A 26,250-nucleotide genomic window follows, 5' to 3' on the forward strand; every position below is an offset into this window, starting at 1 on the left:
AAATAGAGCATGCCTAAGTACCGTTCCGCCACCACCACCCATGGTCGTAACATGGCGGGTGCCCGTGCCCTGTGGCGCGCCACCGGAATGACCGACGACGATTTCGGTAAGCCGATTATCGCCGTGGTTAACTCCTTCACCCAATTCGTACCGGGCCACGTGCACCTGCGCGATCTTGGCAAACTGGTCGCTGAGCAAATCGAAGCCGCGGGTGGTGTAGCCAAAGAGTTCAACACCATCGCGGTGGATGACGGTATCGCCATGGGTCATGGCGGCATGCTGTATTCACTGCCTTCACGCGAGCTGATTGCCGACTCCGTGGAATATATGGTGAACGCCCACTGCGCCGACGCCATGGTGTGTATCTCCAACTGCGACAAAATCACCCCCGGCATGCTGATGGCTTCGCTGCGCCTCAACATTCCGGTGATCTTTGTCTCCGGCGGTCCGATGGAAGCCGGTAAAACCAAGCTGTCAGACAAAATCATTAAGCTGGATCTGGTGGACGCGATGATTCAGGGTGCGAACCCGAACGTCAGCGATGCCGACAGCGAACAGATTGAGCGTTCCGCCTGCCCGACCTGCGGCTCGTGCTCCGGCATGTTCACCGCCAACTCCATGAACTGTCTGACCGAAGCGCTGGGCCTGTCGCAGCCAGGCAACGGCTCGCTGCTGGCAACTCACGCCGATCGTAAAGACCTGTTCATCAACGCCGGCAAGCGCATCGTTAACCTGACCAAACAGTACTACGAGCAGGATGATGCGCGCGTGCTGCCGCGTAACATCGCCAGCAAAGCTGCGTTCGAAAACGCCATGACGCTGGATATCGCCATGGGCGGTTCCACCAATACCGTGCTGCACCTGCTGGCCGCCGCGCAGGAAGGCGAGATCGATTTCAACATTTCCGACATCGATCGCCTGTCACGTAAAGTGCCGCACCTGTGCAAAGTGGCGCCGAGTACACAGAAATATCATATGGAAGATGTGCACCGCGCGGGCGGGGTAATCGGTATTCTTGGCGAGCTGGATCGTGCTGGCCTGCTGCACACCGACGTACGCAACGTGCTGGGCCTCAACCTGCGCGAAACGCTCGATCAGTACGACATCATGCTGACCAAAGACGAAGCGGTGAAGAAGATGTTCCGCGCCGGCCCGGCGGGCATCCGTACTACCCAGGCGTTTTCACAGGATTGCCGCTGGGATACGCTGGATGACGATCGTCAGGAAGGCTGTATCCGCACGCGCGAACACGCATTCTCTCAGGATGGCGGTCTGGCAGTGCTGTACGGCAACATGGCGGAAGATGGCTGCATCGTGAAAACCGCCGGCGTCGACAAAGAGATCCTCACCTTTAAAGGTCCGGCAAAAGTGTATGAAAGCCAGGACGATGCGGTGGAAGCGATTCTCGGCGGCAAAGTGGTCGCCGGTGACGTGGTGGTCATCCGCTACGAAGGGCCGAAAGGCGGTCCGGGCATGCAGGAAATGCTCTATCCGACCACTTATCTGAAATCGATGGGCCTTGGCAAAAGCTGTGCGCTGATCACTGACGGACGCTTCTCGGGCGGCACCTCGGGCCTCTCCATTGGCCACGCATCGCCGGAAGCGGCGAACGGCGGCACCATCGCGCTGGTTAAAGATGGCGACATCATTGAAATCGATATCCCGAATCGCGGCATTAAGCTGGCGGTACCGGATAACGAACTGCATGCCCGCCGTGAAGAAGAGGAAGCGCGTGGCGAAGCGGCTTATACGCCGCACGGTCGCGTGCGTCAGGTCTCCTTCGCACTGCGTGCTTATGCATCGCTCGCCACCAGCGCTGACAAGGGCGCGGTGCGCGATAAGTCTAAGCTGGGAGGCTAATCTCTGATGGCTGAGTCTCAACCGCTTTCCGCGTCGCCCAATGGCGCGGAGTATCTGCGCGCGGTGCTGCGTGCGCCTGTGTACGAAATTGCCCAGGTAACGCCGCTGCAAAAAATGGAAAAAATTTCGTCGCGTCTTGGCAACACCATTCTGGTGAAGCGCGAAGATCGCCAGCCGGTGCACAGCTTCAAGCTGCGCGGTGCCTACGCCATGATCGCCGGGCTGACGGAAGAGCAGAAAGCGCGCGGCGTGGTTACTGCTTCGGCGGGTAACCACGCGCAGGGCGTGGCGCTCTCGGCCAGCACGCTCGGCATCAGGTCACTGATTGTGATGCCAGTGGCGACGGCGGACATCAAGGTTGATGCAGTGCGCGCGTTTGGCGGTGAGGCTTACCTGTTTGGCGCCAATTTTGACGAGGCAAAAGCCAAAGCGATTGAGCTGGCGGAGCAGCAGGGTTACACCTTCGTGCCGCCGTTTGATCATCCGGCGGTGATTGCCGGTCAGGGCACGCTGGCGATGGAGCTGTTGCAGCAGGATGCGCATCTCGATCGCGTGTTTGTGCCGGTAGGCGGCGGCGGCTTAGCGGCGGGTGTGGCGGTACTGATTAAACAGCTGATGCCGCAAATCAAGGTTATCGCGGTCGAGTCGCAGGACTCTGCCTGCCTGAAGGCGGCGCTTGATGCCGGCGAGCCGGTGGATTTGCCGCGCGTCGGGCTGTTTGCCGAAGGCGTGGCGGTCAAGCGTATCGGCAGCGAGACCTTCCGCCTGTGCAAGGAATACCTCGACGACATCATCACCGTGGACAGCGATGCCATCTGCGCAGCGATGAAGGATCTGTTCGAGGATGTGCGAGCGGTGGCGGAGCCTTCCGGCGCGCTGGCGCTGGCGGGCATGAAGAAGTACATCCAGCAGCACGACATCAAAGGCGAGCGGCTGGCGCACGTGCTGTCGGGCGCCAACGTCAACTTCCACGGTCTGCGCTACGTCTCCGAGCGCTGTGAACTGGGTGAACAGCGTGAAGCACTGCTGGCGGTCACCATCCCTGAGCAGCAGGGCAGCTTCCTGCGTTTCTGCCAGACGCTGGGCGGCCGCGCGGTAACCGAGTTCAACTACCGTTATGCCGATGCCGACAACGCCTGCATCTTTGTTGGCGTGCGTTTAACGCGCGGCCTTGAGGAGCGCAGCGAAATCATCAGCCAGCTGGCTGAAGGCGGCTATCAGGTGGTGGATTTGTCAGACGATGAGATGGCGAAGCTGCACGTGCGCTACATGGTGGGCGGACGCCCGTCAAAACCGCTGCGCGAACGGCTGTTCAGCTTCGAATTCCCGGAAGCGCCGGGCGCGCTGCTGAAGTTTCTGCAGACGCTGGGCGCGCACTGGAATATTTCACTGTTCCACTATCGCAGCCACGGCACCGATTTTGGTCGCGTGCTGGCGGCGTTCGAGATCAACGACAAAGAGCCGGATTTCGACACCCACCTCAACGCGCTCGGCTATGAGTGGCACGACGAGGCCAGCAATCCGGCGTTTCGCTTCTTCCTCGCCGGCTAAACTACAGCAGGTGCCAGAAAGCATTGATCAGCGGCTCCCCGAGCCGCTTTTTTTGTACGCATACGCCGAGCTCCAGCGGCGCCACCGACTCGACATTCTCCAGCGTCAGCACGCGATTGCGCACCGGTTCCGGACTGTTTTCCAGCACCACATCCGGCAGCAGCGCGATGCCGCAGCCGAGCGCCACCATCGACACAATCGCCTCATGGCCAGACACCGTGGCGTAAATCTGCGGGTTGGCAATGCGGTGGCGGCGAAACCATAAATCAATACCGCGCCGCGCCGGCCCCTGATCCGGCAGGATAAAGGGAATCTGCGACCAGTCCGGCTGTTCCTGCGTCGCCTGGCTGCGCACCGGGCAGGGCAGCGCCGGGGCGATCAGCACCAGTGGGATCAAACCCAGTGGTGTAAAATCGATACTGGCGGGCAGCGACTCCGGCCGGCCGGCGATGGCCAGATCCGCTTCGCCGGACTGCACCATTTCAATGGCATCGGCGGCATCGCCGGTGGTGAGTTTGATCTCCACCTGCGGATGCTCCGCGCGAAAGCGGTCGAGAATCGGCGGCAGATGGCTGTAGGCGGCGGTTACCGAGCAGAACAGGCGCAGCTCGCCGCTCAGCGACGGACCGTTGAGGTCCATGACATGGCGCAACTGCTGATACTGCAGCAGGGTCTGCTGGGCGAACTGACGCAGCCGCTCGCCGGCTTCGGTCAGCGTCACGGTGCGGTTGTCGCGCAGGAACAGCGCGTGTCCGACATCCTCTTCCAGCCGCTGGATCTGGCGTGACAATGTCGACGGGCTGACGTGCATGGCGCGCGCGGTGCGGCCAAAGTGGCAGCTTTCCGCCAGGTGAAGAAACAGTTTCAGGTCTCGTAAATCCATGCGCGTTTTGCCCTCAGCGTGATGTTGCAAATTCTGCAATGTGACGTTGTTAATATATCAATTTAAGCAACAGATTTCCTGTCATATGATGGGGTCATTCGCGGCGCTAAATCCGGCGCCGTTACTGAACAAAAGCAAACACAACATCTGAGCGGAGTACCCATGGCTAACTACTTCAACACATTGAATCTGCGCAATCAGTTAGCGCAGTTAGGCAAATGTCGCTTCATGTCGCGCGATGAATTCGCGGATGGCGCTAGCTTCCTGAAAGGTAAGAAAGTGGTCATCGTCGGCTGCGGCGCGCAGGGCCTGAACCAGGGTCTGAACATGCGTGACTCTGGCCTCGATGTGTCTTACGCACTGCGCGCTGAAGCCATCGCTGAGAAGCGTGCGTCGTTCCGTAAAGCCACCGAAAACGGTTTTAAAGTGGGTACTTACGAAGAGCTGATCCCGCAGGCGGATCTGGTGGTTAACCTGACGCCGGACAAGCAGCACTCTGCCGTTGTGCAGGCCGTTCAGCCGCTGATGAAAGACGGTGCCGCGCTGGGGTACTCTCACGGTTTCAACATCGTCGAAGTGGGCGAGACCATCCGTAAAGACATCACCGTGGTGATGGTGGCACCGAAGTGCCCGGGTACCGAAGTGCGTGAAGAGTACAAACGTGGCTTCGGCGTTCCAACGCTGATCGCTGTTCACCCGGAAAACGATCCAAAAGGAGAAGGCATGGCGATTGCCAAAGCCTGGGCTGCAGCCACCGGCGGCGACCGTGCAGGCGTGCTGGAATCGTCTTTCGTGGCAGAAGTCAAATCAGACCTGATGGGCGAGCAGACCATTCTGTGCGGTATGCTGCAGGCCGGTTCACTGCTGTGCTTCGACAAGCTGGTGGCCGAAGGTCACGACGCGGCGTATACCGAGAAACTGATTCAGTTCGGCTGGGAAACCATCACCGAATCGCTGAAGTTTGGCGGCATCACGCTGATGATGGATCGTCTGTCTAATCCGGCAAAAATCCGCGCTTACGCACTGTCTGAGCAGCTGAAAACCATCATGGCACCGCTGTTCCAGAAGCACATGGATGACATCATCTCGGGTGAATTCTCTTCCGGTATGATGGCTGACTGGGCGAACGACGACAAAAACCTGCTGACCTGGCGTGAAGAGACCGGTAAAACCGCGTTCGAAAATGCTCCTCAGTTCGAAGGCAAGATCGACGAGCAGGAGTACTACGACAAAGGCGTGGTCATGGTCGCGATGGTGAAAGCGGGCGTTGAGCTGGCATTTGAAACCATGGTTGACGCGGGCATCATCGAAGAGTCAGCTTACTATGAATCCCTGCACGAGCTGCCGCTGATTGCCAACACCATCGCCCGTAAGCGTCTGTATGAAATGAACGTGGTAATTTCCGATACCGCAGAATACGGTAACTACCTGTTCTCCTTCGCAGCCGTTCCGCTGCTGAAAGAGTTCATGACCACGTTGCAGCCTGGCGACCTGGGCAAAGCGGTAGAAGGCACGCAGGTGGATAATGCGCAGCTGCGCGACGTGAACGAAGCGATCCGCCAGCATCCAATCGAAGCCGTTGGCCGCAAACTGCGTGGCTATATGACCGACATGAAACGCATCGCCGTCGCGGGCTAAGGCACGCGAGACACAGTTTTCAGCCCAGTCAAACCCCGGCTTGCCGGGGTTTTTTTATGTCTTATGTCTGGGGGCAGAAGGGTTTTTCTCACCCTCACCCTAGCCCTCACCCCGGCCCTCTCCCGTAAACGGGAGAGGGAGCGTCCGCGCGGTGTTGATGGATAAGTGCAGCAACATCAGCCCGCACCAAACGGTTCCCTCTCCCGCCAGCGGGAGAGGGAGTATCTGCGCGGTGTTGATGGATAAGTGCAGAAACATCAGCCTGCACCAAACGGTTCCCTCTCCCGCCAGCGGGAGAGGGCCAGGGTGAGGGAAACACCGTACCATCCCCACACCGCCAATAAAAAAACCCGGCCGGAGCCGGGTTCTGTCAACACGCAATCAATCACACCGCTTCATACAGCGTCTGGTGGCGCGTCTCTTTACAGGCAATCAGTGCGATCAGCGTCAGCACCGCCATGGAGGCCAGATAGAAGCCCACCGCCTGCAAGCCGTAGTTCGCATTCAGCCAGGTCGCAATATAAGGCGCCACCGAGGCGCCAAGAATCGACGACAGGTTGTAAGAGAACGACGCGCCGGTATAGCGTACTTCGGTCGGGAACAGTTCTGGCAGCAGCGCGCCCATCGGGCCGAATGTCAGACCCATAATACTCAGGCCGAGCAGCAGGAAGCCCATCACCAGAATCTGCGAGCCGGAGCCGAGCAGCAGCGGGAACATCAGCGCAAAGGCGATGATAATCAGCGTAATGGTGATCATCGTTTTGCGACGGCCAAAACGGTCCGCCAGCAGGCCGGCAATCGGCACCATCACGCCAAAACCGATGACCGCCACCATCAGCATCCACAGGAAGCTGTTACGCGAATAGCCGAGACCAACCGGCGCCGGCGCAGTGCCATAGCTCATCGAATACACCGTCATAATGTAGAACAGCGTGTAGGTCGCCAGCATGATAAACGTGCCGAGAATGGTCGCCGTCATATGCTTGCTCAGCAGCGTACCGATGGGGATCCGCACCTGTTTCTTCTCTTTCTGCACTTTGGCAAACACCGGGCTCTCATGCAGCGATACGCGCACATACAGACCGATAATCACCAGTACCGCAGAAAGCACAAACGGCACGCGCCAGCCCCAGTTCATGAACTGCTCATCGGTCAGCAGCCACGAGAGCAGCAGGAACGTGCCGTTTGCAAAGAAGAAGCCAATCGGTGCGCCCAGCTGCGGGAACGAGCCGTACAGCGCGCGTTTCTTCGCCGGGGCGTTCTCGGTGGCCAGCAGCGCTGCGCCGCCCCATTCGCCGCCCAGTCCCAGGCCCTGACCAAAACGCGCCAGCGCCAGCAGCAGCGGTGCCGCCACGCCAATGGTCTGATAACCCGGCAGCAGGCCGATCAGTACGGTAGAAACGCCCATGGTCAGCAGCGAGGCAACCAGCGTCGCTTTACGGCCCACGCGGTCGCCAAAGTGACCAAACAGCGCGGAGCCAATAGGGCGCGCAACAAAGGCGATAGCGAAGGTCGCCAGCGATTGCAGTGTGGCAACCGTAGCGTCACCCTGCGGGAAGAAGATATGCGGAAAAACAATTACCGCGGCGGTGGCATAGATATAGAAATCGAAGAATTCGATCGCAGTGCCGACCAGTGAGGCAACTACCACTTTACTGCGTGAGTTAACCGGTGTGCCGTCGTGTGGTTGGTCGGGTGTTTCGGAGATGGAGGCTTGCATAACTGTTTCTTAATTGTAAATGTAAACAAAGAATCTTACGCACCTGTTTTGCCGCATTCAATGACGAAAAACCGCGTCACACCGGGCTTTGGCGGCGAAAAAGAGGATAATTTCTGAGTTACGGCAATCGGCGGCGGATGGGAAGGGGAAGCGCGGCTTTTCTGGCGTGATTCTCTGCAAAAGGGCCAAATAAAAGTGACCCTCCAGCGTTTCCTGCTGGTTTTTGCTGCTTTAGTAGCCAGCAGGAAACATTTTTTGCTGTTGCGGCAAATGTAACTGAATTGTCGCGTTACGCCGGGTGATGCGGCTGCGACATCTCGGGATCATCCTTGTATTTTGCGGTGGCGATCCACGCAGCGCAGAACAGCGTCAGACGCGCGAAAAAGTAGAAGAAGGCCATCAGCCCCAGCACCGATCCAAAGGCGGCACCGGAGGGCGACGTCGCCAGCTTCGGCAGCGTCAGCGTCATGACAAACTTGATCACCTCAAACCCTATCGCCGCCAGCAGCGTACCGCGCAGCAGCGCTTTTTTGCGTGGCTTGTGGCGCGGCAGAATCCAGAAAATCCACAGGAACAGCAGATAGTTGGCGAAGATGGAAATCGACAGCGCGATGATGGTCATCGCCGGCCGCAGCCACTCGATATCGCCCAGCCCCAGCGCATTCACGATCGCCGCCTGCGCTGCGCCGGCAATCGAGGTCAGCGACAGCGTAATCACCAGCGCCAGCATCAGACCCAGCAGCGAAACCAGGTCGCGCAGATATTTCTTCCACCACTTCTCCTGGTCATCCGGCTTGCGTTCCCATACGTCACGCGACTGGGCGCGTACCGCTTCGCGCAGGTTACCCATCCAGTTAATGCCGGAGTAGAGCGCCAGCAGCAAACCGGTCAGGCCGACAGTCGCGCGCTGCTGAATCGCGGTATTGACGGTATTTTTCAGCGTGGTCGCCAGCGTCGGGTCGCTGATGCTGTTAACGATTTTGTTGATCAACTCGGAAAGCAGGTCCTGATTGGACGCCAGCACAAAGCCGACCGCCGCAAAGGAGACCATCAAAATCGGTATCAGCGAAAGAAAGGAAAAATAGGTGATCGCCGCACCAAACTGGCTGCCGAGGCGATCGTTAAAGCGCTCAAGCGCGCGCAAAAAGTGCGCCACTGCCGGGATCGCCTGAAACCAGGCGGCAAAGCGTGAGACGCGCCGGATTGAGCCATCTACGGTTTTGTTCCCGGTTTTGATATCAATCAGCGGCTTAGCTTCAGCCGCTGAGGCTTTTGTGGTTTTGTCCGTCATAGACCTTCTGCATCCTGTTCACAGCGAAAATAAAATTATAGCCTGCCCGTTCAGGTCACGTATTCCTGCAGCACCTGACTCAGCCACTCCATAAACACCCGCACGCGGCGCGCCACGTTGCGACGGTGAGGATAGAGCAGGGAAATCGGCATCGGTTTGGCCGGGAAATGGTGCAGCACTTCGACCAGCTGGCCGGATTCCAGCAGCGGCTGCACGCCAATCGCCGGTACCTGAATAATGCCCAGCCCGGCGATACAGGCGGCGCGATAGGTCTCAGTGCTGTTTACCGTCACCACGCCGCCGGTCTGCACGTAGTGGCACTGTTTGCCATCAAAGTACTCAAAGCCCGGCGAGGGCTGCCCCAGCTGTTGGGTATAGTGCACCATGGCGTGCTGGCCGAGATCGTCCAGCCGCACCGGCATGCCGAAGCGGGAAAGGTAGCCAGGGCTGGCGCAGTTGATCAAGGCGTGCGAGCCAATTTTTCGCGCAATCAGGCCGGAATCTTTTAGTTCGCCAACGCGCAACACACAGTCAAAGCCCTCGCGAATCACATCAACCTGGCGATCGCTGCTGCTCAGCTCAATCTCCACGCCCGGATAGTGCTGCAAAAACTCCGGCAGGCGCGGCAGGATAAAACCGGTTGCCATCGCCACCGACATATCGACGCGCAGCTTACCGCTCAGCGTGGCAGGATCGTGCTGGAACAGGCTGTCCATATCATCCAGCATCGACAGCAAATCCAGGCAGCGATCGTAATACACCAGCCCATCCTGGGTGAGATGCACACGGCGCGTGGTACGGTGCAGCAGGCGTGTGCCCATCTGATTTTCCAGCGCCTGCAGCTGGCGGGACACGCTGCCCTTGGGTAAACCCAGACTCTCAGCCGCGCGGGTAAAACTGCCCATTTCTGCCACCCGCACAAACACCTGCATAGCGTGAATTTTATCCATGTTGTTCACCGATTGTTGTTGTTAGTGAAACAGTGCTGTGTATTCCCCTGCGTTTATAGATCAATTATTCGCGAATATCCTTAATCCGTGTTCAATTTTCCAACCGGAGCGAAACATGTCTCATAAAATTGCATTGATTACCGGCGGTAACCGCGGTCTGGGCAAGAATGGCGCGCTGAAACTGGCCGCTAAGGGCGTCGATATTCTGTTTACCTGGCGCGGTCATGCTGAAGAAGCGCAGGCGGTCGTGAAGGAGATTGAGGCGCTGGGCGCGCGTGCGGTGGCGCTGCAGCTGGATGTGGGTGACAGTAAGCAGTTTGATGACTTTGCGGCGCGGGTCAAAGCAACGCTGAACGAGACCTGGCAGCGCGATAGCTTTGATTATTTAGTGAACAACGCTGGCCACGGTCATTACAAGCTGCTGGCCGAAACCAGTGAAGAGGAGTTTGATGCGCTGGTGAATGTGCATTTTAAAGGGCCGTATTTCCTGACGCAGAAACTGCTGCCGCTGATCGCCGATGGTGGACGCATCCTGAACATTTCCAGTGGTCTGACGCGCATGACGCTGCCAGGTTCAGGTACTTACGCCGCCATGAAAGGGGCGATGGAAGTGCTGACGCGCTATCAGGCGAAGGAGCTGGGCGAGCGCCGCATTCGCGTCAACATTCTGGCGCCAGGGGCGATTGAAACCGACTTTGGCGGCGGTCGTGTGCGCGACACCAAAGATCTGAACGCGCATATCGCTTCAGTGACCGCGCTGGGCCGCGTTGGTCTGCCGGATGACATCGGTAATGCCATCAGCGCGATCCTGAGCGACGAAACCGGCTGGATTACCGCCCAGCGTATCGAGGCCTCCGGCGGTCAGGCACTGTAAAAACATCGCGCTGCGACCGAATCGTGTTAACGAACGGAGCAGCGCCCGTTTTACACCTCAATCGTGCCATCAATCAGGGTGACGGTTTGCCCGCCGATCCAGATTGTCTCACCGGCAAAACGCACCACAATGCGACCGGCACGCTGGATGGCGCTGCCCTGACGCGCGCAGTAATCCTGCCGCTGGCCCTGCGCCGCCAGATAGCGTGCCAGACAGGCGTTGGCGCTGCCGGTGACCGGATCTTCGACCAGGCTACCGTTCTCGACCAGCAGCGCGCGCACCTCGTACTGCGCCTCTGCGTCCTGCGGCAGCGGGCCAAACAGGGCGATGCCGTTCACGCCCGCATGCTGCTGCAGCCGCAGTAAATCGTCCGCCTGGGTGACCACCTCCAGCACCGCCTGCGCGCTGCTCATCGGAATCAACAGCCAGCGAATCCCCATATCCGCCACGGCTGGCGTCTGGCTGAGATCGAACGCGTCACTGTGCAGCGCGCTGCTCATCAGCGCATCACTGAACGGCGTCAGGCTGGCGTCCGGCGCGGCAAAGGCCAGCGTACCGTCAGCGCCAATCTGTACCTCAACCAGGCCCACGCCGCACTCCTGCACAATCTTACCCGCTGTTTTCAGGGGCCAGCCGGCTTCCAGCAAGGCATGCGCGGTGCCAAGCGTGGGGTGTCCGGCAAACGGCAGTTCGCCGCCGGGCGTAAAGATGCGCACACGATAGTCGGCTGTGGCATCCTGTGGTGGCAGCACGAAGGTGGTTTCCGACAGATTGGTCCAGCGCGCGATGGCCGCCAGCTGTGCGTCGCTCAGACCCTGGGCATCCATAATCACCGCCAGCGGATTGCCGCTGAACGCGCCTGTGGAGAACACATCCACTTGTTTAAACGCCACCTGCATGTTCGCTCCTTTCCTCATTGAGGTTGTCTGAAATCCGGATTTACATCCTGCTGATTGCTTAAGGCGTCTAACAGGACTATGAATAGATTAACAATTCTGCCAGCGGAGTCCGCTATGTTAAAAATTCTGGGCCGTAACTCGTCAATCAACGTTCGTAAAGTGCTGTGGCTCTGTTCAGAGCTGGATATTGCCTGGGAGCACGAGCCGTGGGGCGAAGACCCGCAATCGTTGCACTCACCGCAGTTTATGGCACTCAATCCCAACGCCATGGTGCCGGTGATCATCGAAGATGACTTCGTGATGTGGGAGTCCAACGCGATTCTGCGCTATCTCGCCAACAGCAACGGCGGTGAATGGCTCTACCCGGATAATCCGCGCGCGCGCGCCGGTCGATCAGTGGATGGACTGGCAGGCCACCGAGCTCAACACCTCATGGCGCTATGCTTTTATGTCGCTGGTGCGCAATTCGCCAGCCCATCAGGATCCGCGCCTGCTGGCTGCCGCCATCAAAGGCTGGAGCCACACCATGGGTATTCTTAATCAGCAGCTGGAAAAAACCGGGCGCTACGTCGCGGGGCGAAACTTTACCCTGGCCGATATTCCGGTTGGCCTGGCGGTGAACCGCTGGTTTGAAACCCCGCTCGACCATCCGGACTTTCCTGCCGTGCAAACCTATTACGAGCGCCTGACCGAACGCGAGGGTTACACCACCTGGGGCCGCAACGGTAAGCCCTGATCCTGACCCGGCGCGATACCGGTGATTTCACAGGCCAGCGCGCCGGTGCGTTTCAGTGCCCAGGTGTAACGCTCATCAAACGGATAGCAGCAGGAGAGACGCAGCGCATGGCGATAGCGATCGCTCAGTGAATAGAGCGCGCCCGGCGTGACGCAAATTTGCTCCTGCAACAGGCGATGGAACATCTCCACCGTGTCAACCTTACCCGGCAGCTCGACCCAAAACACAAAGCCGCCGCGCGGCAGGGTAGCGCGCGTGCCCTGCGGGAAATGACGGGCAATGATGCCGCGCGCCGCATCCAGATTGGCGGCATAGCGACGCCGCAGCGAACGCAGATGGTGATCATAACCGCCGCTGGCGAGAAATTCGGCCAGCGTTTCGCTCAGCAGTTTTGATTCGGTCATCGACGATACCGCTTTCAGCCGCGCAATCGCCGGGTGGAAGCGGCCGGCAGCCGTCCAGCCCACGCGAAAATCGGGCGCGACGGTTTTGGTGAAGCTGGTGCAGTAAATCACCCAGCCGTCGCGGTCAAAGGCTTTGACCGGCGGCGACAGCGGCCAGTCAAACTGCAATTCGTCATACAGCCCATCTTCCAGCAGCGGAACGTGGTAAGTGTTCACTAACTTCGCGAGACGCTTTTTATTTTCCAGCGGCATCACGTAGCCCAGCGGATTCTGCGCGCCCGGCATGGCGATCAGCGCCTGAATGCGCTGCTCCTGTAGCAGCATCTCCAGCGCATCCAGCGACAGGCCGTTTTGCGGATCGGTGGGGATTTCCAGCGCCTTCAGCCCGAGTGAGGCCAGCAGCGGGAACAAAAAGAAGTAGGTCGGCGATTCAAGCCCGACGCAGTCGCCCGGCTTCGTCACCGCACGCAGCGCCAGCTGCAGCGCTTCCATGCAGCCGTGGGTCAGGGTGATGTCCGCGACAGTCAGATTCAGGCCGGTGTGCAGGCTACGGCGCGCAATCTCCTCCCGTAAGCGCTCACTACCCGGCGGAAGCGCGTAGCGACCAATGATGTCGTTATCGCGGCGAATAAGGGAGGCGGTAATGCGTCCCAGTTTCGCCGCCGGAAACAGCTCACTATCCTGCGGGCAGGCCAGCGAAATATTGGTGTAGTCGGGGTGATTCTGCGCGGCGAACACCTGCTCGATCAGTTCCAGTTTTTGCGTGCTGGGGTCATTAACGCTGGCGCTCATTGGCCTGAGCGGTCGCGTCACCGCGGGCAGCACGCCACGCACGTAGTAGCCCGACTGCGGACGGGCTTCTATCAGGCCGCGATCTTCAAGGATATGCCAGGCACTTAGCACGGTATTGATGCTGACCTGGTGCGACTGTGCCACGCGCCGGATGGCCGGCAGGCGCTTACCCGGCTTCAGTGTGCCCTGATGGATAGATTCGGCAAAACTGTCCGCCAGCTGCTGGTACAGCGTCTGGCCGGATGAGAGAGGAAGGGACACAAAAGCCTCCGCGCGCGATAGGTACAATTTAAAATTGCCTTAACTGTATCCATCACAATAGTGATTTTGTGTCTCTGTTGCCATTGTAATTTGCGCATTAGCATGGTGTTTCGTTGATTCTCAGGGAAACGCACCATGCTCGATCCATCCTTCTTTAGCTACGTTACAGTGATGTCGATTACACCGGGTCCGAACAATCTGTTACTGGCCACGTCCGGCGTCAATTTTGGCTTCCGGCGCACGCTGCCGATGCTGTTTGGCATCCTGCTCGGCTGTGCGTTACAGATGCTGCTGGCGAGCGTGGCGCTGGAGCTGCTATTGCACTGGATGGCGTCGGTGCGGTTGCCGCTGACGGTGGTGGGATGCAGCTATCTGCTGTGGCTGTCGTGGAAAATCTTCCGCGCCGGTGCGCCGCAGCTGCGCGAACGTCCGCGTCCGATGACCCTGCTGGGCGGCGTGTGTTTCCAGGCGGTGAATCCCAAAGCCTGGCTAATGGTCACCAACGTGGCGCTGATGTACGCCAACAGCAACGGTGTGCTGGCGGTGCTGCTCGGCTTCGCCGCCCTCAACCTGCCGTGCATTTTAATCTGGGCAGCGCTGGGCGACCGGCTGCGCCATCACCTGCAGATTGCGTGGAAACGTCAGGCATTCAACACGCTAATGGCGCTGTCGCTGGTGGCGACCACCGGGTGGATGCTGTATGACGCGCTGCTATTGGGCTGATGCCACGGCGTTGGATGGCGCGGTAAGCAGGGGCACAATATGGGGGGCTGGTCAGTTAACGAAGCCGTACGACGCACCCTGATGTAGCGGCGCGATTTATCGCGCAATGTGCAATGTATTGTGCCGCTAACAAACGTGCGCTTCCTGGTGAATAAATTCCAGGCTGGAACCGTCAGGGATTGCGTCATCCAAAGGGCGACACTGTAATCAAAAAAGAGGCCGCGATTGCGGCCCCAGTCAGGTCTGTATTTACCGGTGAAGGGACAGGCGTCGCCGCTTACTTGCCCACCACATGGGCGGTTTCACGGCCTTCGTCGTTGGCAGCTTCCGGCGTGATGACCGGTGCGTAATCCAGCTGCAGCACGCGACTGGTTTCGGCCAGCACCTTCTCGGTCAGCGCTACGTCGCCGTTCAGCTTGCGGCCCCACGACGGGATTACCGCGCGGATTTTGGTTTGCCACTCTGGCGAGCGCATTTGCTCCGGGAACACTTTCGCCATCAGCTCCAGCATAATCGGTGCTGCGGTGGAGGCGCCCGGTGACGCGCCCAGCAGCGCAGAGATCGAGCCGTCGGCCGAGGTGACCACTTCGGTACCGAGACGCAGCACGCCGCCCTCTTTCTCATCATTTTTGATGATTTGCACGCGCTGACCGGCCGTGACCAGCTTCCAGTCTTCCTGTTTTGCCTGCGGTACATAAGCGCGCAGCGCTTCCATACGATCGTCATCGCTCTGCAGCACCTGATCGACCAGATATTTCACCAGATCGAAGCTTTTCAGCCCAACCTGCATCATCGGCAGCAGGTTACTGCTGTTCATCGCGCCGAACATATCCAGTAGCGAGCCCTGCTTGAGGAATTTTGTGGAGAAGGTCGCAAACGGGCCAAACAGCAGCACCTGCTTGCCATCCAGCACGCGGGTATCAACATGCGGTACCGACATCGGCGGTGCGCCCACGCTGGCTTTGCCATACACCTTCGCCATGTGCTGCGCCACCACGTCCGGGTTTTCCGTGACGAGGAACGAGCCGCCCACCGGGAAACCAGCGTAGCCTTTTACTTCCGGGATGCCGGTTTTTTGCAGCAGCGGCAGCGCGGCACCGCCGGCACCGATAAACAGCTGGCGCGCGGTCAGCACACGCGGCTCACCGCTGGCGAGGTTGTGCAGGCTTACCTGCCAGCGCCCATCGCTCAGGCGCTTGATGTCGCGTACTTCCTGACGCAGACGCAGGCGGAAATTCTCTTTCTTCTCCAGCGCAGCAATCAGCTGGCGCGTCACCTCACCGAAGTTAACGTCGGTGCCCATGTCGGTCCAGGTGGCCGCCACTTTCTGCTTGCGGTCGCGCCCGTTCATCACCAGCGGAATCCACTCAGCGATCTGGTCACGATCTTCGGAATAGTTCATGCCGCGGAACAGGGTGCTTTTCTGCAGCGCCTGGAAGCGCTTGCGCAGGAAAGCCACGTTGGCCTCGCCCCAGACAAAACTCATGTGCGGCGTGCTGTGAATAAAGCTTTGTGGATTACTCAGGTTGCCTTTCTGTACGTGATACGCCCAGAACTGGCGGGAAATCTGGAAGGATTCGTTAATCGCCACCGCTTTGGCAATGTCGATGCTGCCATCCGCTCTTTCGGGCGTATAGTTCAGCTCGGCCAGCGCCGCGTGGCCGGTGCCGGCATTGTTCCAGCCGTTAGAGGATTCGACCGCGACATCATCCAGCCGCTCGACCATCTCAATCGACCAGTCCGGCTCGAGATCCTGCAGCCAGGTGCCTAAGGTAGCACTCATCACGCCTGCGCCGATCAGCAGGACATCTACGTCTTTTCGTTCCTGAAGGTGTGTGCTTTCCATGCCAGCGGCGGCTAGCGCCAGATTTACCGCAGTGTTGCTCATGAGGCGACATCTCCTCTCTGTTGCCCTGAAGCTCAACAGGTTCGCAGGCGAAACAGCCACGCTTTTTGCAAGCGCGTTGCGCTATTTCTCAAAGGTTAAGACTCAGGTTTAAGCCATAGGTGTGATAACGGTTAACTGCACGTTATGCATATGCATTCGAATATAACATTCTCGTATCGGAATTAAACGTTTGTTTATTTTTTAAATGCAGAAATGATTCAGCATAAGAATTAATCAGCCCGACGGCGCTGTCATAAGGGATTTTTATCCCCTAATCAGGCAGTTATAGTAACGTAGTTGTTGCGGCAGTGTGAGGGAAATGGAGAGGGTTGATTTCACACGGTGAGCTGGATCACAAATTAACGCATTGAAAAAGATAGGTTTTATCGAAATTGATTTTTTATGCGGATTTTATGTTGCCTGATGTTTCGCCAGATCGTGTAAAAATAATGTTACATTTGTGTGACTTTTAATTTGGGCACCTTGTCAGGCGCCCGTCAGAAGAAAAATGCATCACGCGCACCGCTCAGCGCAGCTGGAACCAGCGGCGCCAGACGAAGCGGATAATGAAAAACTCAACGGTACCCAGCAGCAAAAACCAGACGCAGAACACCATGGTGTACAGCTGATTCACATCCTGCAGATGCAGAGCCTGCTGCAGCTGTTTTGCCAGCGCCACGCCAAACGAAGGGGCGGGCAGTAGTAGCGCCGAAAGAAAGCCCAGCAGCAGAATGCCGCCCGGGATGATCAGCGTTTCAAACGGGTTTTTCATCGCATCATTCCAAATCAGTTAGCGCGGGCATTAGCGCATAAAACCGCGGCGCGGTGCAATCCCCGCCGCAGCGCGCGCTAGGAAATTTCTTCAATTCCATCCACTTAGCTGCAGAAATAGCGGCAGTTAAGAGTTATAGCCTTTGCTATACTTAAACCCATGATTTTGTTGTCTTTTTTTTAGCGGGTTAGCGTGCTAGACTGCGCGCACTTTTTCATTACTGAACCCGATATGCGGACAAAGTGCAGGCTTAATCGTCTTATTTCACCGCATTGACTGAAAACCATGACATTTATCGCAACCCTGATTCTGGCCTTTGGTATGTCGATGGACGCTTTCGCTGCAGCACTGGGCAAAGGCGCGTCGCTGTATCGTCCGGGCTTCAAAGAAGCATTACGCACAGGGCTGATTTTTGGCGTCATTGAAATGCTGACGCCGCTGGTGGGCTGGGCCATCGGGCTGGCCGCCAGCCACTACATTATGGCGTGGGATCACTGGGTGGCATTTGGTCTGCTGGGCATTCTTGGTGGCCGCATGATCATGGAAGGTTTCCGTCAGACGGCCGACGAGCCGTGTGAAGCGCCGCAGCGCCACGGCTTTATGGTACTGGCGCTGACGGCGGTAGCGACCAGCCTTGATGCGCTGGCGGTGGGGGTTGGCCTCGCGTTCCTGCAGGTTAACATTGTGCTCACCGCGCTCACCATCGGTGCGGCTACCACTATCATGGCGACCACCGGTGTGCTGGTCGGCCGCTTTATCGGTCCGGTAATGGGCAAATGGGCGGAAGTGCTGGGCGGCGTGGTACTGATCAGTATTGGCTGCACCATCCTGATTGAGCACTTAGGGCTGTTCCGTTAACGTCTGGCACCCTGAGGTGGGCGCGTTTTTGTGATCTGGTTCAAAAATAATTGCGTGAAAAATGCGCGGGCGTTATAATTTTCGCGTAATTCTTCAACAATTTTTGTATCAGGTGCACCATGAAACGTTTTTTCCGCTCCGTGTTTCGCTCTTATGTTGAGACCTTCAAACACGTACCGCCGGGCGCCTTAAACTAAGCGCTCCGCCAGAAACCCTCGATAATCGCGGTCAGGGATCGACCTGTGGTTATCACCCGGCACCGTTCCCCTCTGCGCCTCTGTCACCAAAACTCACAAACATTAATTACTTTACCCTCAGGTCATACCGCTTTTCCGTCTGGCTTTTGATAACCTGCGCGCAAATTCTCTATAACATTGAGGCCATCATGCAGCTGTGCAGTTTTTCTCTTATTGACCAGGCAAGAAAAAGTTATGGCATCGTGCAACCCGACGGCGTGATCGATCTCGGTGCGCGGCTGGGCGACAGCTGTCCGGATTTGAAAACTCTGCTGCAGCGCGGTGGCCTGAGTGACCTGCAGGTTTACCTGAGCGAGCCGGTGGACTATGCCTTCAGCGCGATTCGCTTCCTGCCGGTAGTGGAAAACCCAGGCAAAGTCTTCTGCGTTGGCATGAACTATGCCGACAAGCGCCAGGAGTTTGCCGCCACGCTCGACGCGCCGACGCTGTTCGTGCGCTTTGCCGATTCGCTGGCTGCGCACGAGCAGCCCCTGCTGAAACCGGCGACCACGGCTGAATTTGATTACGAAGGCGAGCTGGCGGTGATCATCGGCAAAGCGGCTTATCAGGTAAAAGCCGCCGATGCGCTGCAGCATGTGGCGGGCTACAGCTGCTTTATGGATGCCACGGTGCGCGACATGCAGTTCACCTGGTTTACCGCAGGCAAAAACTGGCAGCAAACCGGCGGCTTTGGCCCGTGGATGACCACCGCCGACGACATCCCGGACCCGCAGCAGCTGGCGATCAAAACCTGGCTGAATCAGCGTGAAGTGCAGAACGATACCACGGCCAGCATGGTGCATCCGGTGGCGAAGATCATTGAATACATCTCGGCGTTTAGTCCGCTGTCACCGGGCGATGTCATCATCACCGGCTCACCGGGCGGCGTGGGGAAAAAGCGTACGCCCCCGCTGTTTATGTTCCCTGGCGATGAGATCGAAGTGGAAATTGAGAAGATTGGTCGTCTGCGCCACCGCATCGTCTGACGCATTGCTGCGCGGTGGCAAACGTTGCACAGCCACCGCGCTACCGTTTAAATAAATATTCAACAATACGAAATGTCCCGAATTTATATTTATATGGCGCAGATTTAGTTATCAGGTTAAATAATTATTGTTAAGTTAATTTTCCTGCAATGTATTACGTAAATATTTTTGTGATCGCCAACTAATTCCCTCGCTTTGCTATAGTTAAAATTAAAAGCAGCGGCGTATTATCGTCCACTGCCGATTCCGGCATGGAAATAAGGGATGATAATGAAAACCATCAGTCGCGAGATCATTAACGATCTCATTGACCGCGTGGGCGGTCGGGAAAATATTCTGTCACTTTCGCACTGTATTACCCGCCTGCGCTTTGTGCTGCAGGATGTCGACAAGGCCGATCCAGAGGCCATCCGCGCCACGCCCGGCGTTAAAGGATGCTTTAACTCTGCCGGACAGTTTCAGGTAATTATTGGAACCGAAGTTGACACTTATTATAAAGCGTTAGTAGAAGCACTAAATATTAGTGAGACCTCTAAAGAGCAGATTAAATCTGCGGCGCGCAGCCAGATGAAATGGCACGAGGCATTATTATCCCATTTTGCCGAGATATTTTTCCCGTTATTACCGGCGTTAATTAGCGGCGGTTTAATTCTCGGTTTCCGTAACGTGCTCGGCGATATTGCCGTGGCGGATGATAAAACCCTGGTGCAGCTCTATCCCGGTGTGAAAGGGCTGTACGATTTCCTCTGGCTGATTGGCGAAGCGATCTTCTTCTATTTGCCGGTGGGGATTTGCTGGTCGGTGGTGCGCAAGCTGGGCGGTACGCCAATCCTTGGGATTGTGCTGGGCATTACGCTGGTTTCACCGCAGCTGATGAATGCGTATCTGATTGGCAGCCAGGTGCCGGAAGTGTGGAACTTCGGCTGGTTCAGCATTGATCGGGTCGGCTATCAGGCGCAGGTGATCCCGGCGCTGCTGGCCGGGCTGGCGCTGGCGAAAATCGAACTGGCGCTAAAACGTATCGTGCCCGCCTATCTGACGCTGGTGGTGGTGCCGGTGTGTGCGCTGCTGCTGTCGGTTTTCCTCGCCCACAGCCTGATTGGCCCATTTGGCCGTCTGATTGGCGACGGCATCGCCTTCGCGGTGCGTCATCTGATGACCGGCAGCTTCGCGCCGATTGGTGCCGCGCTGTTTGGCTTCCTGTATGCGCCGATGGTGATCACCGGCGTGCATCAGACCACGCTGGCGGTTGATCTGCAGATGATTCAGAGCATGGGCGGCACGCCGGTGTGGCCGCTGATTGCGCTGTCCAATATTGCACAGGGTGCTGCGGTGGTCGGCATCATTGTCGCTAACAAAGATCGTGCTGAACGCGACCTCACCGTGCCGGCCGCCATTTCAGCGTGGCTCGGCGTAACGGAGCCGGCGATGTACGGCGTCAACCTCAAGTACCGCTACCCTATGCTGTGCGCCATGATTGGCTCTGCGCTGGCGGCGCTGCTGTGCGGCCTCAACGGTGTGATGGCCAACGGCATCGGCGTGGGCGGCTTGCCGGGCATTCTCTCGATTCAGCCACAGTACTGGACGGTTTACTCGCTGGCGATTCTGGTGGCAATTCTGGTTCCGCTGCTGCTGACCATCATCATCACCAAACGAAAAGCGGCAACCGCCATCATCAGCCAGGCCGAGGTGCAACATGAACAGGCACGCTGAATATCCCTGGTGGCGCCAGGCGGTGATCTACCAAATCTATCCTAAAAGTTTTCAGGACAGCGGGGCGCGCGGCACCGGCGATCTCAGGGGTGTGATCCAGCGGCTGGATTATCTGCAGCAGCTGGGCGTCGATGCGCTGTGGCTGACGCCGATCTATGTGTCGCCGCAGATCGATAACGGTTACGACGTGGCGGATTACACCGCCATCGATCCCGCCTACGGCACCATGGCCGACTTTGACCACCTGCTGGCGGAGACGCACCGGCGCGGTATGCGCATGGTGCTGGATATGGTGTTCAACCACACCTCGACCGAGCATGCCTGGTTTAAGCGTGCCGAAGCCGGTGAGCAGCCGTACGTCGATTTCTATATCTGGCGCGACGGGGTGCCCGGCACGCCGCCCAATAACTGGCAGTCTAAGTTTGGCGGCAGCGCCTGGGCGTGGAACGAACGGCGTCAGCAATACTATCTGCACCTGTACGCGCCGGAGCAGGCCGATCTCAACTGGGAAAACCCGGCGGTGCGCGAGGCGTTAAAGCAGGTGTGCCATTTCTGGGCGGATCGAGGCGTCGATGGATTGCGGCTTGATGTGATCAACCTGGTGTCGAAGCACCAGGATTTTAGCGACGATCTGCCCGGCCATGACGGGCGGCGCTTTTACACCGATGGTCCGCGCATCCATGACTACCTGCAGGAGTTCAACCGCGATGTGTTCACGCCGCGCGGGCTGATGACGGTGGGGGAAATGTCCTCGACCACGCTGGCCAACTGCCAGCGCTATGCTTCGCTGGCGCAAAACGAGCTGTCGATGACCTTTAACTTCCACCATCTCAAGGTGGATTATCCCCAGGGCGACAAATGGACGCTGGCGGCACCGGACTTCGTTCAGCTCAAGGCAATTTTTGCGGAGTGGCAGCGCGGGATGCATGACGTGGCGTGGAATGCGCTGTTCTGGTGTAACCACGATCAGCCGCGTATCGTCACGCGCTTTGGTGATGAAGGTGCGCTGCGCATCGCCTCGGCAAAATGCTTTGCGATGCTGCTGCACGGCATGCAGGGCACGCCCTATATCTATCAGGGCGAAGAGCTGGGGATGACCAACCCTCATTTTACCCGCATTGAGCAGTATCAGGACATCGAGAGCCACAACATCCACGCTGCGTGGCTGGCGCAGGGCAAGCCGGAGGCGGCAATCCTGGCGATTCTGGCCAGCAAATCGCGCGACAACAGCCGCTCGCCGATGCTGTGGGACAGCAGCGCCAATGCCGGCTTCACGCGGGGTGAGCCGTGGATAGGCGTGGCGGATAACTATACGCTGATCAACGCGGCTAACGCGCTGCTCGACAGCAACTCGGTGTTCTATGGCTACCAAACGCTGATTCGGCTGCGTAAGCGTTACGCTATCTTCACCGAGGGCGATTATCAGGATCTGGCACCGCAAGCGTCACACATCTGGTGTTATCGTCGCAATTCGCCGCGTGAAAGCCTGCTGGTGGTGGCGAACCTGAGTCACAGTGCGCAGCCACTGCTGTTGCCGGAAGTTGAAGGCAACTGGCAGGTACTGATGAGTAATTACAGTGAGGCATCGCCGCCTGGGGCATTGACGCACCTGCGGCCTTTTGAAGCGGTGTATTACTACCAGTCGTAACGGAGAAAACCGGCGGCGCGTTTCAGCAATGAGCAGAGCGCGCCGCCAGCACTCACTTCAGTGTGCCACATTCCGCCACGGCGAGATAATCGGTATACAGCTGCGGCGAACCGGAAAAGGACGCCAGCTGCTTCCACTCTTCATACATCTGTTTGGTATCCCGGTGCGCGCGCGCAAAGTCAGCCGCGCTGGCGGTGGCGATATCAGGCTGCGGATAAAACACATTCAGCGCCGCTTCACTCTCAATCTCCATCATCACCACATAGCCGTCCAGGCGGTTGCCGCTGTGGCCTTTCAGCAGATGAAACTTCCAGCCGGGATAATCAACGATACGCGCGGCATTCTGCGCGATGAATTGCTCAAATTCCTGCGGCTGCACGCCCGGTCGCAGCGCCAGATAGTGGGTACCGAGAATGCGCGCGGTGCCGCTGCGGGCATCAAATCGCGGGCCACCCGGCAGCGTACTGTGAGGATTCTCTGCCAGCAGATCGAAATGGGTGAAAATTGTCGGGCGCCGCGCGAAGGTCGCCAGCTGGCGCCACTCGCTGAGCAGCGCGTCCGCGTCGGGATGCAGGTGCCAGAAGTGCTCTGCCTCGGCGGTAAGTTCACCGTCATCCTGCATAAAGCGCGCGCGCTGTGCCGCATCTTTCATTTCAAACAGCATCAGGTATTGATCGACGCGCTCGCCGCGCAGACCGCGAAACAGCGTCCAGCGCCAGCCGGGATAGCAGGGGAGATGCACGCCTTTTTCGCGCACGAAGGTTTCAAACTGTTCAGCGGTGACGCCCGCTTCGGTGTCGATGGCGATATAAAAAAAGCTATAAACAGACTGGGACATAACAGGCTCCAGGCACGCCGTCGCGTGCCGTTGAGAGGTAAGGGCGGTTTAGTCGAACTGGGTATTGATGATGGCTTCTACCAGCACGCGGCCGGCGGGGGTGAGCGTGACGTAGCGGCCATCGCTGTGCACTAACCCGCGCTGCTGCAACTCACGCAGCGCACGGGCGATGGTTGGCTGGGCAAACAGGCTGACGCCAAACTTCTGCTGAAACAGCACATCGTCGAGCGGAACCAGCGTTGACAGCGCCATCTTGCAGCCGTTGATGGCCTGCTGATCCGGCGACATACCGCGCACCGAGGCGATCGGCAGCTCACCGTTATCCAGTGCGCGCTGATAATCGGCGTAGTCGGTCAGGTTAATCAGCTCCGCGCCGGCACATTTGGAGCTGCCGCCAAGGCCAATCGCCACTTCCGGTGCCTGCTGGTCGAGATCGGTAATGATCGCTTTCCACTTTTCCGGCGGTGCGCTGCGATGGTGGAAATACATGGTGGGATGTTCAAGGTAATCGCCATCCAGCCACTGCTCGGCCAGCGCGCGCATCTGATATTGCTGACCCAGACTGGGCATCGCCGCATTCTTACGCTGCCAGGCATTTTCTCCCTCCGCCGACACGCCGGTGCGGCTTTCGGCGAACGGCTTCATGTGCAGCTTGGTGAACACCAGATGCGACAGGTCAAGCGCGCGCGCCTGCTGCAGATCGTCACGCACGTCATCCACCGTTTGTCCCAGCAGGCCATACATCAGGTCGACGCTGACCAGGGCGAAGCCCAGCTCGCGCGCATCACGAATCACCTTGTAGCAGGCATCCGCGCTGTGCAGGCGACCACAGCCTTTGATCAGGCGGTCAGAGAATGACTGCGCGCCAAACGACAGTTTGCTGAAGCCCAGTTCGCGCAGCTGCGCGAGGAATTCGCGCGTCAGCGTGCCGGGCTCGCCTTCGAAGCGCAGCGTGGCCTCGCGGAAGTTGAAATGGTTGCGGTAAAAATCCATTAAGCGCCGCAGCTCATCCGGTGGCAGCAGCGAGGGCGTGCCGCCGAACAGGTTGAACTCACCCACCGGCACTTCACCCAGTGCCGGCAGCTGCGCCAGCCACAGTTTCGCCTCCTGAATGTTGCGATCGACGATATCGCGGAACAGCTCAGGCGCGCGCGGCGACTGCGGATTTACAATCACCGTAGGAAACTGGCAAAAGTGGCACTTGTAGCGGCAGGTGGGGATATACGCCCACAGATGAATTTGCGGCGCATGGCTCAGGCTGTGCTGCATGGCGCGGAAAAAATTCGGCAGCGGAAAATCGTCGATATCACCGGGAAACACATGGCAGCCAAAAGGATCATGTACCACGTATTCCAGCAAATCGGCGTTTTCCGGCCGGCTAAGCACCTCGCATATGGCCGGGCGAGGATAGTGACGATCGATATCCTGCAGGGATTGCAGCCAGGCAGCACGCATCAGAACACCCCGCCGTTTGCAAAGTAGTTATGCGCCTCACCGGATTCGCGATCTTCGCAGTAATACCAGACAAAGCGGGCGAAATCATTTTCCGTCACCTGGGCAAAGCAGGCCGGCAGCGGCGGTGGCTCGCCAATCTCTGCGCCGACGGCACGCCGCAGCGCGGCAAACAGCTCATGGCGGAATTCAAAATAGAGGCGAAACGCCGGGGTTTTGTAGCTGTGAATCGGCAGGAAATCGGTCACGCTCATCTCCAGCATTATGCTGTGAATGCGGTCGAACAGGCGTTCAGCCACCTCTGGCGTGAAGAAATCAATCACCGCGGCATCGTCGCGCAGCAGCGACGGATTCAGCAGCACCGGCAGCACCAGATTTTTTGGCACGTAATCTTTAATCGAGTAGTGCCACGCCTGCTGCGCCTGCTCTGCGCTGACATCGGTGAACGGCGTCAGCGCGGTGAGCGTGGGGCGCACATCTTTCATGATGATGGTGCCGTTATGGCCGTAGGCCACGCCTTCAATCACTTCGTGCAGCAGGTTATCCACCCGGCGGCTGTTGATCTGCACGCGGGAGTTGGGCGCATACACCGGTTTGCCGCCGGCCGCGATCACCTTGATGCCAAAATCCCAGTCGTCTGACAGATGTTCAACAAACTCACCGTTTTTCAGCTGGTAAAAAATCTCGATGCCGCCCACTTCGTCGTACAGCTGCTTTTCGACGCCAAAGCCTTTGCCGTCCGGAAAGCCGCCAAACAGGGAGAAGGAAGCGTGGCGGCAGCGCAGCGTTTTATCAATCTCCGCATACAGCCGCGGGCGCTCGTGAAAATCCGCGGTTTCGTAGTAGTAGTTACAGGTGCCCAGATCGCCGTTTTGCGCAATCATGGTGCCGACCAGTTCGTCGATCCACAGCGCATCAACGGTGCAGTCCGCATCGGCCGAAAGAATGTAGTGCTTGCGCTGAAAACCGCTGTCCTCGTCGCGCAGACCGGCGCGCTGTGAGGCGAAATCCATGCCTTTTTTCCGCGCCGAAGAGACGCCCTGCACCGTCTCCTGCAGCTGATGAATTGTCAGCTGCGGATGCTGCGCGGCAAAGGCTTCAATCAGCGCGACCGAGTTATCGGTGGAATTATTATCCACCATGATCACTTCCAGATTATCAAAATTAAACAATCCGCCGGGTGAACGCTGCTGCAATATTGATTCCAGCACCGCGTTAATACGTGCTGCCTCGTTATAAACCGGCAGCACGACAGAAATAAAACAACGGTTATCCAT

Annotated in this window: 21 protein-coding genes and 1 pseudogene; 11 read left to right on the forward strand and 11 right to left on the reverse strand. The window is 58.1% G+C overall.

The features are described from left to right. Positions 1–9: 9 nt before the first annotated feature. Together ilvD and ilvA are read left to right on the forward strand one after the other, a co-directional pair. Positions 10–1,860, forward strand: coding sequence for a dihydroxy-acid dehydratase (gene ilvD, locus AC6I8P_RS00775; protein ID WP_021507915.1), 1,851 nt, complete (start codon positions 10–12; stop codon positions 1,858–1,860). 6 nt (positions 1,861–1,866) lie between these two features. After that, positions 1,867–3,411 carry a threonine ammonia-lyase, biosynthetic gene (ilvA, locus tag AC6I8P_RS00780; RefSeq protein ID WP_058775138.1) on the forward strand — a complete coding sequence of 515 codons (1,545 nt, stop codon included), beginning with the start codon at positions 1,867–1,869 and terminating at the stop codon, positions 3,409–3,411. 1 nt (position 3,412) lies between these two features. Here the strand turns inward: ilvA and ilvY are convergent, their stop codons facing one another. Then, positions 3,413–4,294, reverse strand: coding sequence for an HTH-type transcriptional activator IlvY (gene ilvY, locus AC6I8P_RS00785; RefSeq protein ID WP_021507913.1), 882 nt, complete (start codon positions 4,292–4,294; stop codon positions 3,413–3,415). 162 nt (positions 4,295–4,456) lie between these two features. On the opposite strand from ilvY, the gene ilvC reads away from it, so the two are divergent. Next, entirely contained in the window at positions 4,457–5,932 is a 1,476-nt protein-coding gene (gene ilvC, locus AC6I8P_RS00790) for a ketol-acid reductoisomerase (RefSeq protein WP_021507912.1), read from the forward strand. 385 nt (positions 5,933–6,317) lie between these two features. Here ilvC and AC6I8P_RS00795 read toward each other — a convergent pair whose 3' ends face one another. The 3 genes from AC6I8P_RS00795 to AC6I8P_RS00805 all read right to left on the reverse strand — a co-directional run bounded on the left by AC6I8P_RS00795 (position 6,318) and on the right by AC6I8P_RS00805 (position 9,893). Continuing rightward, entirely contained in the window at positions 6,318–7,652 is a 1,335-nt protein-coding gene (locus AC6I8P_RS00795; RefSeq protein WP_136547211.1) for an MFS transporter, read from the reverse strand. Between the two features lie 289 nt (positions 7,653–7,941). Next, positions 7,942–8,943 carry an inner membrane protein YhjD gene (yhjD, locus tag AC6I8P_RS00800; RefSeq protein ID WP_166720081.1) on the reverse strand — a complete coding sequence of 334 codons (1,002 nt, stop codon included), beginning with the start codon at positions 8,941–8,943 and terminating at the stop codon, positions 7,942–7,944. Positions 8,944–8,993: 50 nt separating this feature from the next. Beyond that, positions 8,994–9,893 (reverse strand): LysR family transcriptional regulator, encoded by a 900-nt coding sequence (locus AC6I8P_RS00805; RefSeq protein WP_031279769.1) that lies wholly within the window; start codon positions 9,891–9,893, stop codon positions 8,994–8,996. Between the two features lie 115 nt (positions 9,894–10,008). Here AC6I8P_RS00805 and AC6I8P_RS00810 point away from each other — a divergent pair, with 115 nt between their 5' ends. After that, positions 10,009–10,767 (forward strand): SDR family NAD(P)-dependent oxidoreductase, encoded by a 759-nt coding sequence (locus AC6I8P_RS00810; RefSeq protein ID WP_264441865.1) that lies wholly within the window; start codon positions 10,009–10,011, stop codon positions 10,765–10,767. Positions 10,768–10,817: 50 nt separating this feature from the next. Here the strand turns inward: AC6I8P_RS00810 and AC6I8P_RS00815 are convergent, their stop codons facing one another. Further along, positions 10,818–11,666: a PhzF family phenazine biosynthesis protein gene (locus AC6I8P_RS00815; RefSeq protein WP_088516509.1), complete on the reverse strand. Its 849-nt coding sequence runs from the start codon at positions 11,664–11,666 to the stop codon at positions 10,818–10,820. Positions 11,667–11,780: 114 nt separating this feature from the next. Here AC6I8P_RS00815 and AC6I8P_RS00820 point away from each other — a divergent pair. Beyond that, positions 11,781–12,402: pseudogene (locus tag AC6I8P_RS00820) on the forward strand (glutathione S-transferase family protein). Here the strand turns inward: AC6I8P_RS00820 and AC6I8P_RS00825 are convergent. Further along, positions 12,369–13,859 (reverse strand): aminotransferase-like domain-containing protein, encoded by a 1,491-nt coding sequence (locus AC6I8P_RS00825; protein WP_058775178.1) that lies wholly within the window; start codon positions 13,857–13,859, stop codon positions 12,369–12,371. The pseudogene AC6I8P_RS00820 and the gene AC6I8P_RS00825 sit on opposite strands and share 34 nt — an antisense overlap. Positions 13,860–13,994: 135 nt before the next feature. On the opposite strand from AC6I8P_RS00825, the gene AC6I8P_RS00830 reads away from it, so the two are divergent. Beyond that, positions 13,995–14,582, forward strand: a complete 588-nt coding sequence (locus tag AC6I8P_RS00830; RefSeq protein WP_059011339.1) for a LysE family translocator — start codon at positions 13,995–13,997, stop codon at positions 14,580–14,582. 277 nt (positions 14,583–14,859) lie between these two features. On the opposite strand, the gene mqo is transcribed toward AC6I8P_RS00830, so the two are convergent. Both mqo and AC6I8P_RS00840 read right to left on the reverse strand, forming a co-directional pair. Then, positions 14,860–16,470, reverse strand: coding sequence for a malate dehydrogenase (quinone) (gene mqo / locus AC6I8P_RS00835; protein WP_141496784.1), 1,611 nt, complete (start codon positions 16,468–16,470; stop codon positions 14,860–14,862). Between the two features lie 526 nt (positions 16,471–16,996). Continuing rightward, complete coding sequence (locus AC6I8P_RS00840) at positions 16,997–17,242, reverse strand: DUF1158 domain-containing protein (RefSeq protein ID WP_010615729.1); 246 nt, start codon at positions 17,240–17,242, stop codon at positions 16,997–16,999. A 285-nt stretch (positions 17,243–17,527) separates the two neighbouring features. Between AC6I8P_RS00840 and mntP the strand changes: the two genes are divergently transcribed. The 5 genes from mntP to treC all read left to right on the forward strand — a co-directional run bounded on the left by mntP (position 17,528) and on the right by treC (position 22,683). Then, positions 17,528–18,100 (forward strand): manganese efflux pump MntP, encoded by a 573-nt coding sequence (gene mntP / locus AC6I8P_RS00845; RefSeq protein ID WP_021507902.1) that lies wholly within the window; start codon positions 17,528–17,530, stop codon positions 18,098–18,100. A gap of 119 nt (positions 18,101–18,219) precedes the next feature. Further along, positions 18,220–18,297, forward strand: coding sequence for a stress response protein AzuC (gene azuC / locus AC6I8P_RS00850; RefSeq protein ID WP_125310475.1), 78 nt, complete (start codon positions 18,220–18,222; stop codon positions 18,295–18,297). A 188-nt stretch (positions 18,298–18,485) separates the two neighbouring features. Further along, on the forward strand, positions 18,486–19,322 hold the full coding sequence (locus AC6I8P_RS00855) for a fumarylacetoacetate hydrolase family protein (RefSeq protein WP_104094200.1): 837 nt from the start codon (positions 18,486–18,488) through the stop codon (positions 19,320–19,322). A gap of 270 nt (positions 19,323–19,592) precedes the next feature. Beyond that, positions 19,593–21,035, forward strand: a complete 1,443-nt coding sequence (gene treB / locus AC6I8P_RS00860; protein ID WP_059011347.1) for a PTS trehalose transporter subunit IIBC — start codon at positions 19,593–19,595, stop codon at positions 21,033–21,035. Beyond that, positions 21,019–22,683 (forward strand): alpha,alpha-phosphotrehalase, encoded by a 1,665-nt coding sequence (gene treC / locus AC6I8P_RS00865; protein ID WP_498030904.1) that lies wholly within the window; start codon positions 21,019–21,021, stop codon positions 22,681–22,683. Before treB ends, treC begins: the two co-directional genes overlap by 17 nt. Positions 22,684–22,735: 52 nt before the next feature. On the opposite strand, the gene AC6I8P_RS00870 is transcribed toward treC, so the two are convergent. From AC6I8P_RS00870 to AC6I8P_RS00880, 3 genes are read right to left on the reverse strand one after another with little or no spacing between them, the layout of a single operon-like run. Beyond that, positions 22,736–23,521 (reverse strand): hypothetical protein, encoded by a 786-nt coding sequence (locus tag AC6I8P_RS00870; protein WP_058759370.1) that lies wholly within the window; start codon positions 23,519–23,521, stop codon positions 22,736–22,738. 48 nt (positions 23,522–23,569) lie between these two features. Beyond that, positions 23,570–24,976, reverse strand: a complete 1,407-nt coding sequence (locus AC6I8P_RS00875) for a radical SAM protein (protein WP_498030905.1) — start codon at positions 24,974–24,976, stop codon at positions 23,570–23,572. Continuing rightward, positions 24,976–26,250 (reverse strand): glycosyltransferase family 2 protein, encoded by a 1,275-nt coding sequence (locus AC6I8P_RS00880; RefSeq protein ID WP_058759368.1) that lies wholly within the window; start codon positions 26,248–26,250, stop codon positions 24,976–24,978. The genes AC6I8P_RS00875 and AC6I8P_RS00880 overlap by 1 nt, the downstream gene beginning before the upstream one ends.

Source organism: gamma proteobacterium symbiont of Lampromicra miyakona, from assembly GCF_059730895.1.

What these genes read in the sequence shown, in the direction of transcription:
- ilvD (WP_021507915.1), top strand. Translation starts at nt 10, where the DNA reads ATGCCTAAGTACCGTTCCGCCACCACCACCCATGGTCGTAACATGGCG.
- ilvA (WP_058775138.1), top strand. Translation starts at nt 1,867, where the DNA reads ATGGCTGAGTCTCAACCGCTTTCCGCGTCGCCCAATGGCGCGGAGTAT.
- ilvY (WP_021507913.1), bottom strand. Translation starts at nt 4,294, where the DNA reads ATGGATTTACGAGACCTGAAACTGTTTCTTCACCTGGCGGAAAGCTGC.
- ilvC (WP_021507912.1), top strand. Translation starts at nt 4,457, where the DNA reads ATGGCTAACTACTTCAACACATTGAATCTGCGCAATCAGTTAGCGCAG.
- AC6I8P_RS00795 (WP_136547211.1), bottom strand. Translation starts at nt 7,652, where the DNA reads ATGCAAGCCTCCATCTCCGAAACACCCGACCAACCACACGACGGCACA.
- yhjD (WP_166720081.1), bottom strand. Translation starts at nt 8,943, where the DNA reads ATGACGGACAAAACCACAAAAGCCTCAGCGGCTGAAGCTAAGCCGCTG.
- AC6I8P_RS00805 (WP_031279769.1), bottom strand. Translation starts at nt 9,893, where the DNA reads ATGGATAAAATTCACGCTATGCAGGTGTTTGTGCGGGTGGCAGAAATG.
- AC6I8P_RS00810 (WP_264441865.1), top strand. Translation starts at nt 10,009, where the DNA reads ATGTCTCATAAAATTGCATTGATTACCGGCGGTAACCGCGGTCTGGGC.
- AC6I8P_RS00815 (WP_088516509.1), bottom strand. Translation starts at nt 11,666, where the DNA reads ATGCAGGTGGCGTTTAAACAAGTGGATGTGTTCTCCACAGGCGCGTTC.
- AC6I8P_RS00830 (WP_059011339.1), top strand. Translation starts at nt 13,995, where the DNA reads ATGCTCGATCCATCCTTCTTTAGCTACGTTACAGTGATGTCGATTACA.
- mqo (WP_141496784.1), bottom strand. Translation starts at nt 16,470, where the DNA reads ATGAGCAACACTGCGGTAAATCTGGCGCTAGCCGCCGCTGGCATGGAA.
- AC6I8P_RS00840 (WP_010615729.1), bottom strand. Translation starts at nt 17,242, where the DNA reads ATGAAAAACCCGTTTGAAACGCTGATCATCCCGGGCGGCATTCTGCTG.
- mntP (WP_021507902.1), top strand. Translation starts at nt 17,528, where the DNA reads ATGACATTTATCGCAACCCTGATTCTGGCCTTTGGTATGTCGATGGAC.
- azuC (WP_125310475.1), top strand. Translation starts at nt 18,220, where the DNA reads ATGAAACGTTTTTTCCGCTCCGTGTTTCGCTCTTATGTTGAGACCTTC.
- AC6I8P_RS00855 (WP_104094200.1), top strand. Translation starts at nt 18,486, where the DNA reads ATGCAGCTGTGCAGTTTTTCTCTTATTGACCAGGCAAGAAAAAGTTAT.
- treB (WP_059011347.1), top strand. Translation starts at nt 19,593, where the DNA reads ATGAAAACCATCAGTCGCGAGATCATTAACGATCTCATTGACCGCGTG.
- treC (WP_498030904.1), top strand. Translation starts at nt 21,019, where the DNA reads ATGAACAGGCACGCTGAATATCCCTGGTGGCGCCAGGCGGTGATCTAC.
- AC6I8P_RS00870 (WP_058759370.1), bottom strand. Translation starts at nt 23,521, where the DNA reads ATGTCCCAGTCTGTTTATAGCTTTTTTTATATCGCCATCGACACCGAA.
- AC6I8P_RS00875 (WP_498030905.1), bottom strand. Translation starts at nt 24,976, where the DNA reads ATGCGTGCTGCCTGGCTGCAATCCCTGCAGGATATCGATCGTCACTAT.
- AC6I8P_RS00880 (WP_058759368.1), bottom strand. Translation starts at nt 26,250, where the DNA reads ATGGATAACCGTTGTTTTATTTCTGTCGTGCTGCCGGTTTATAACGAG.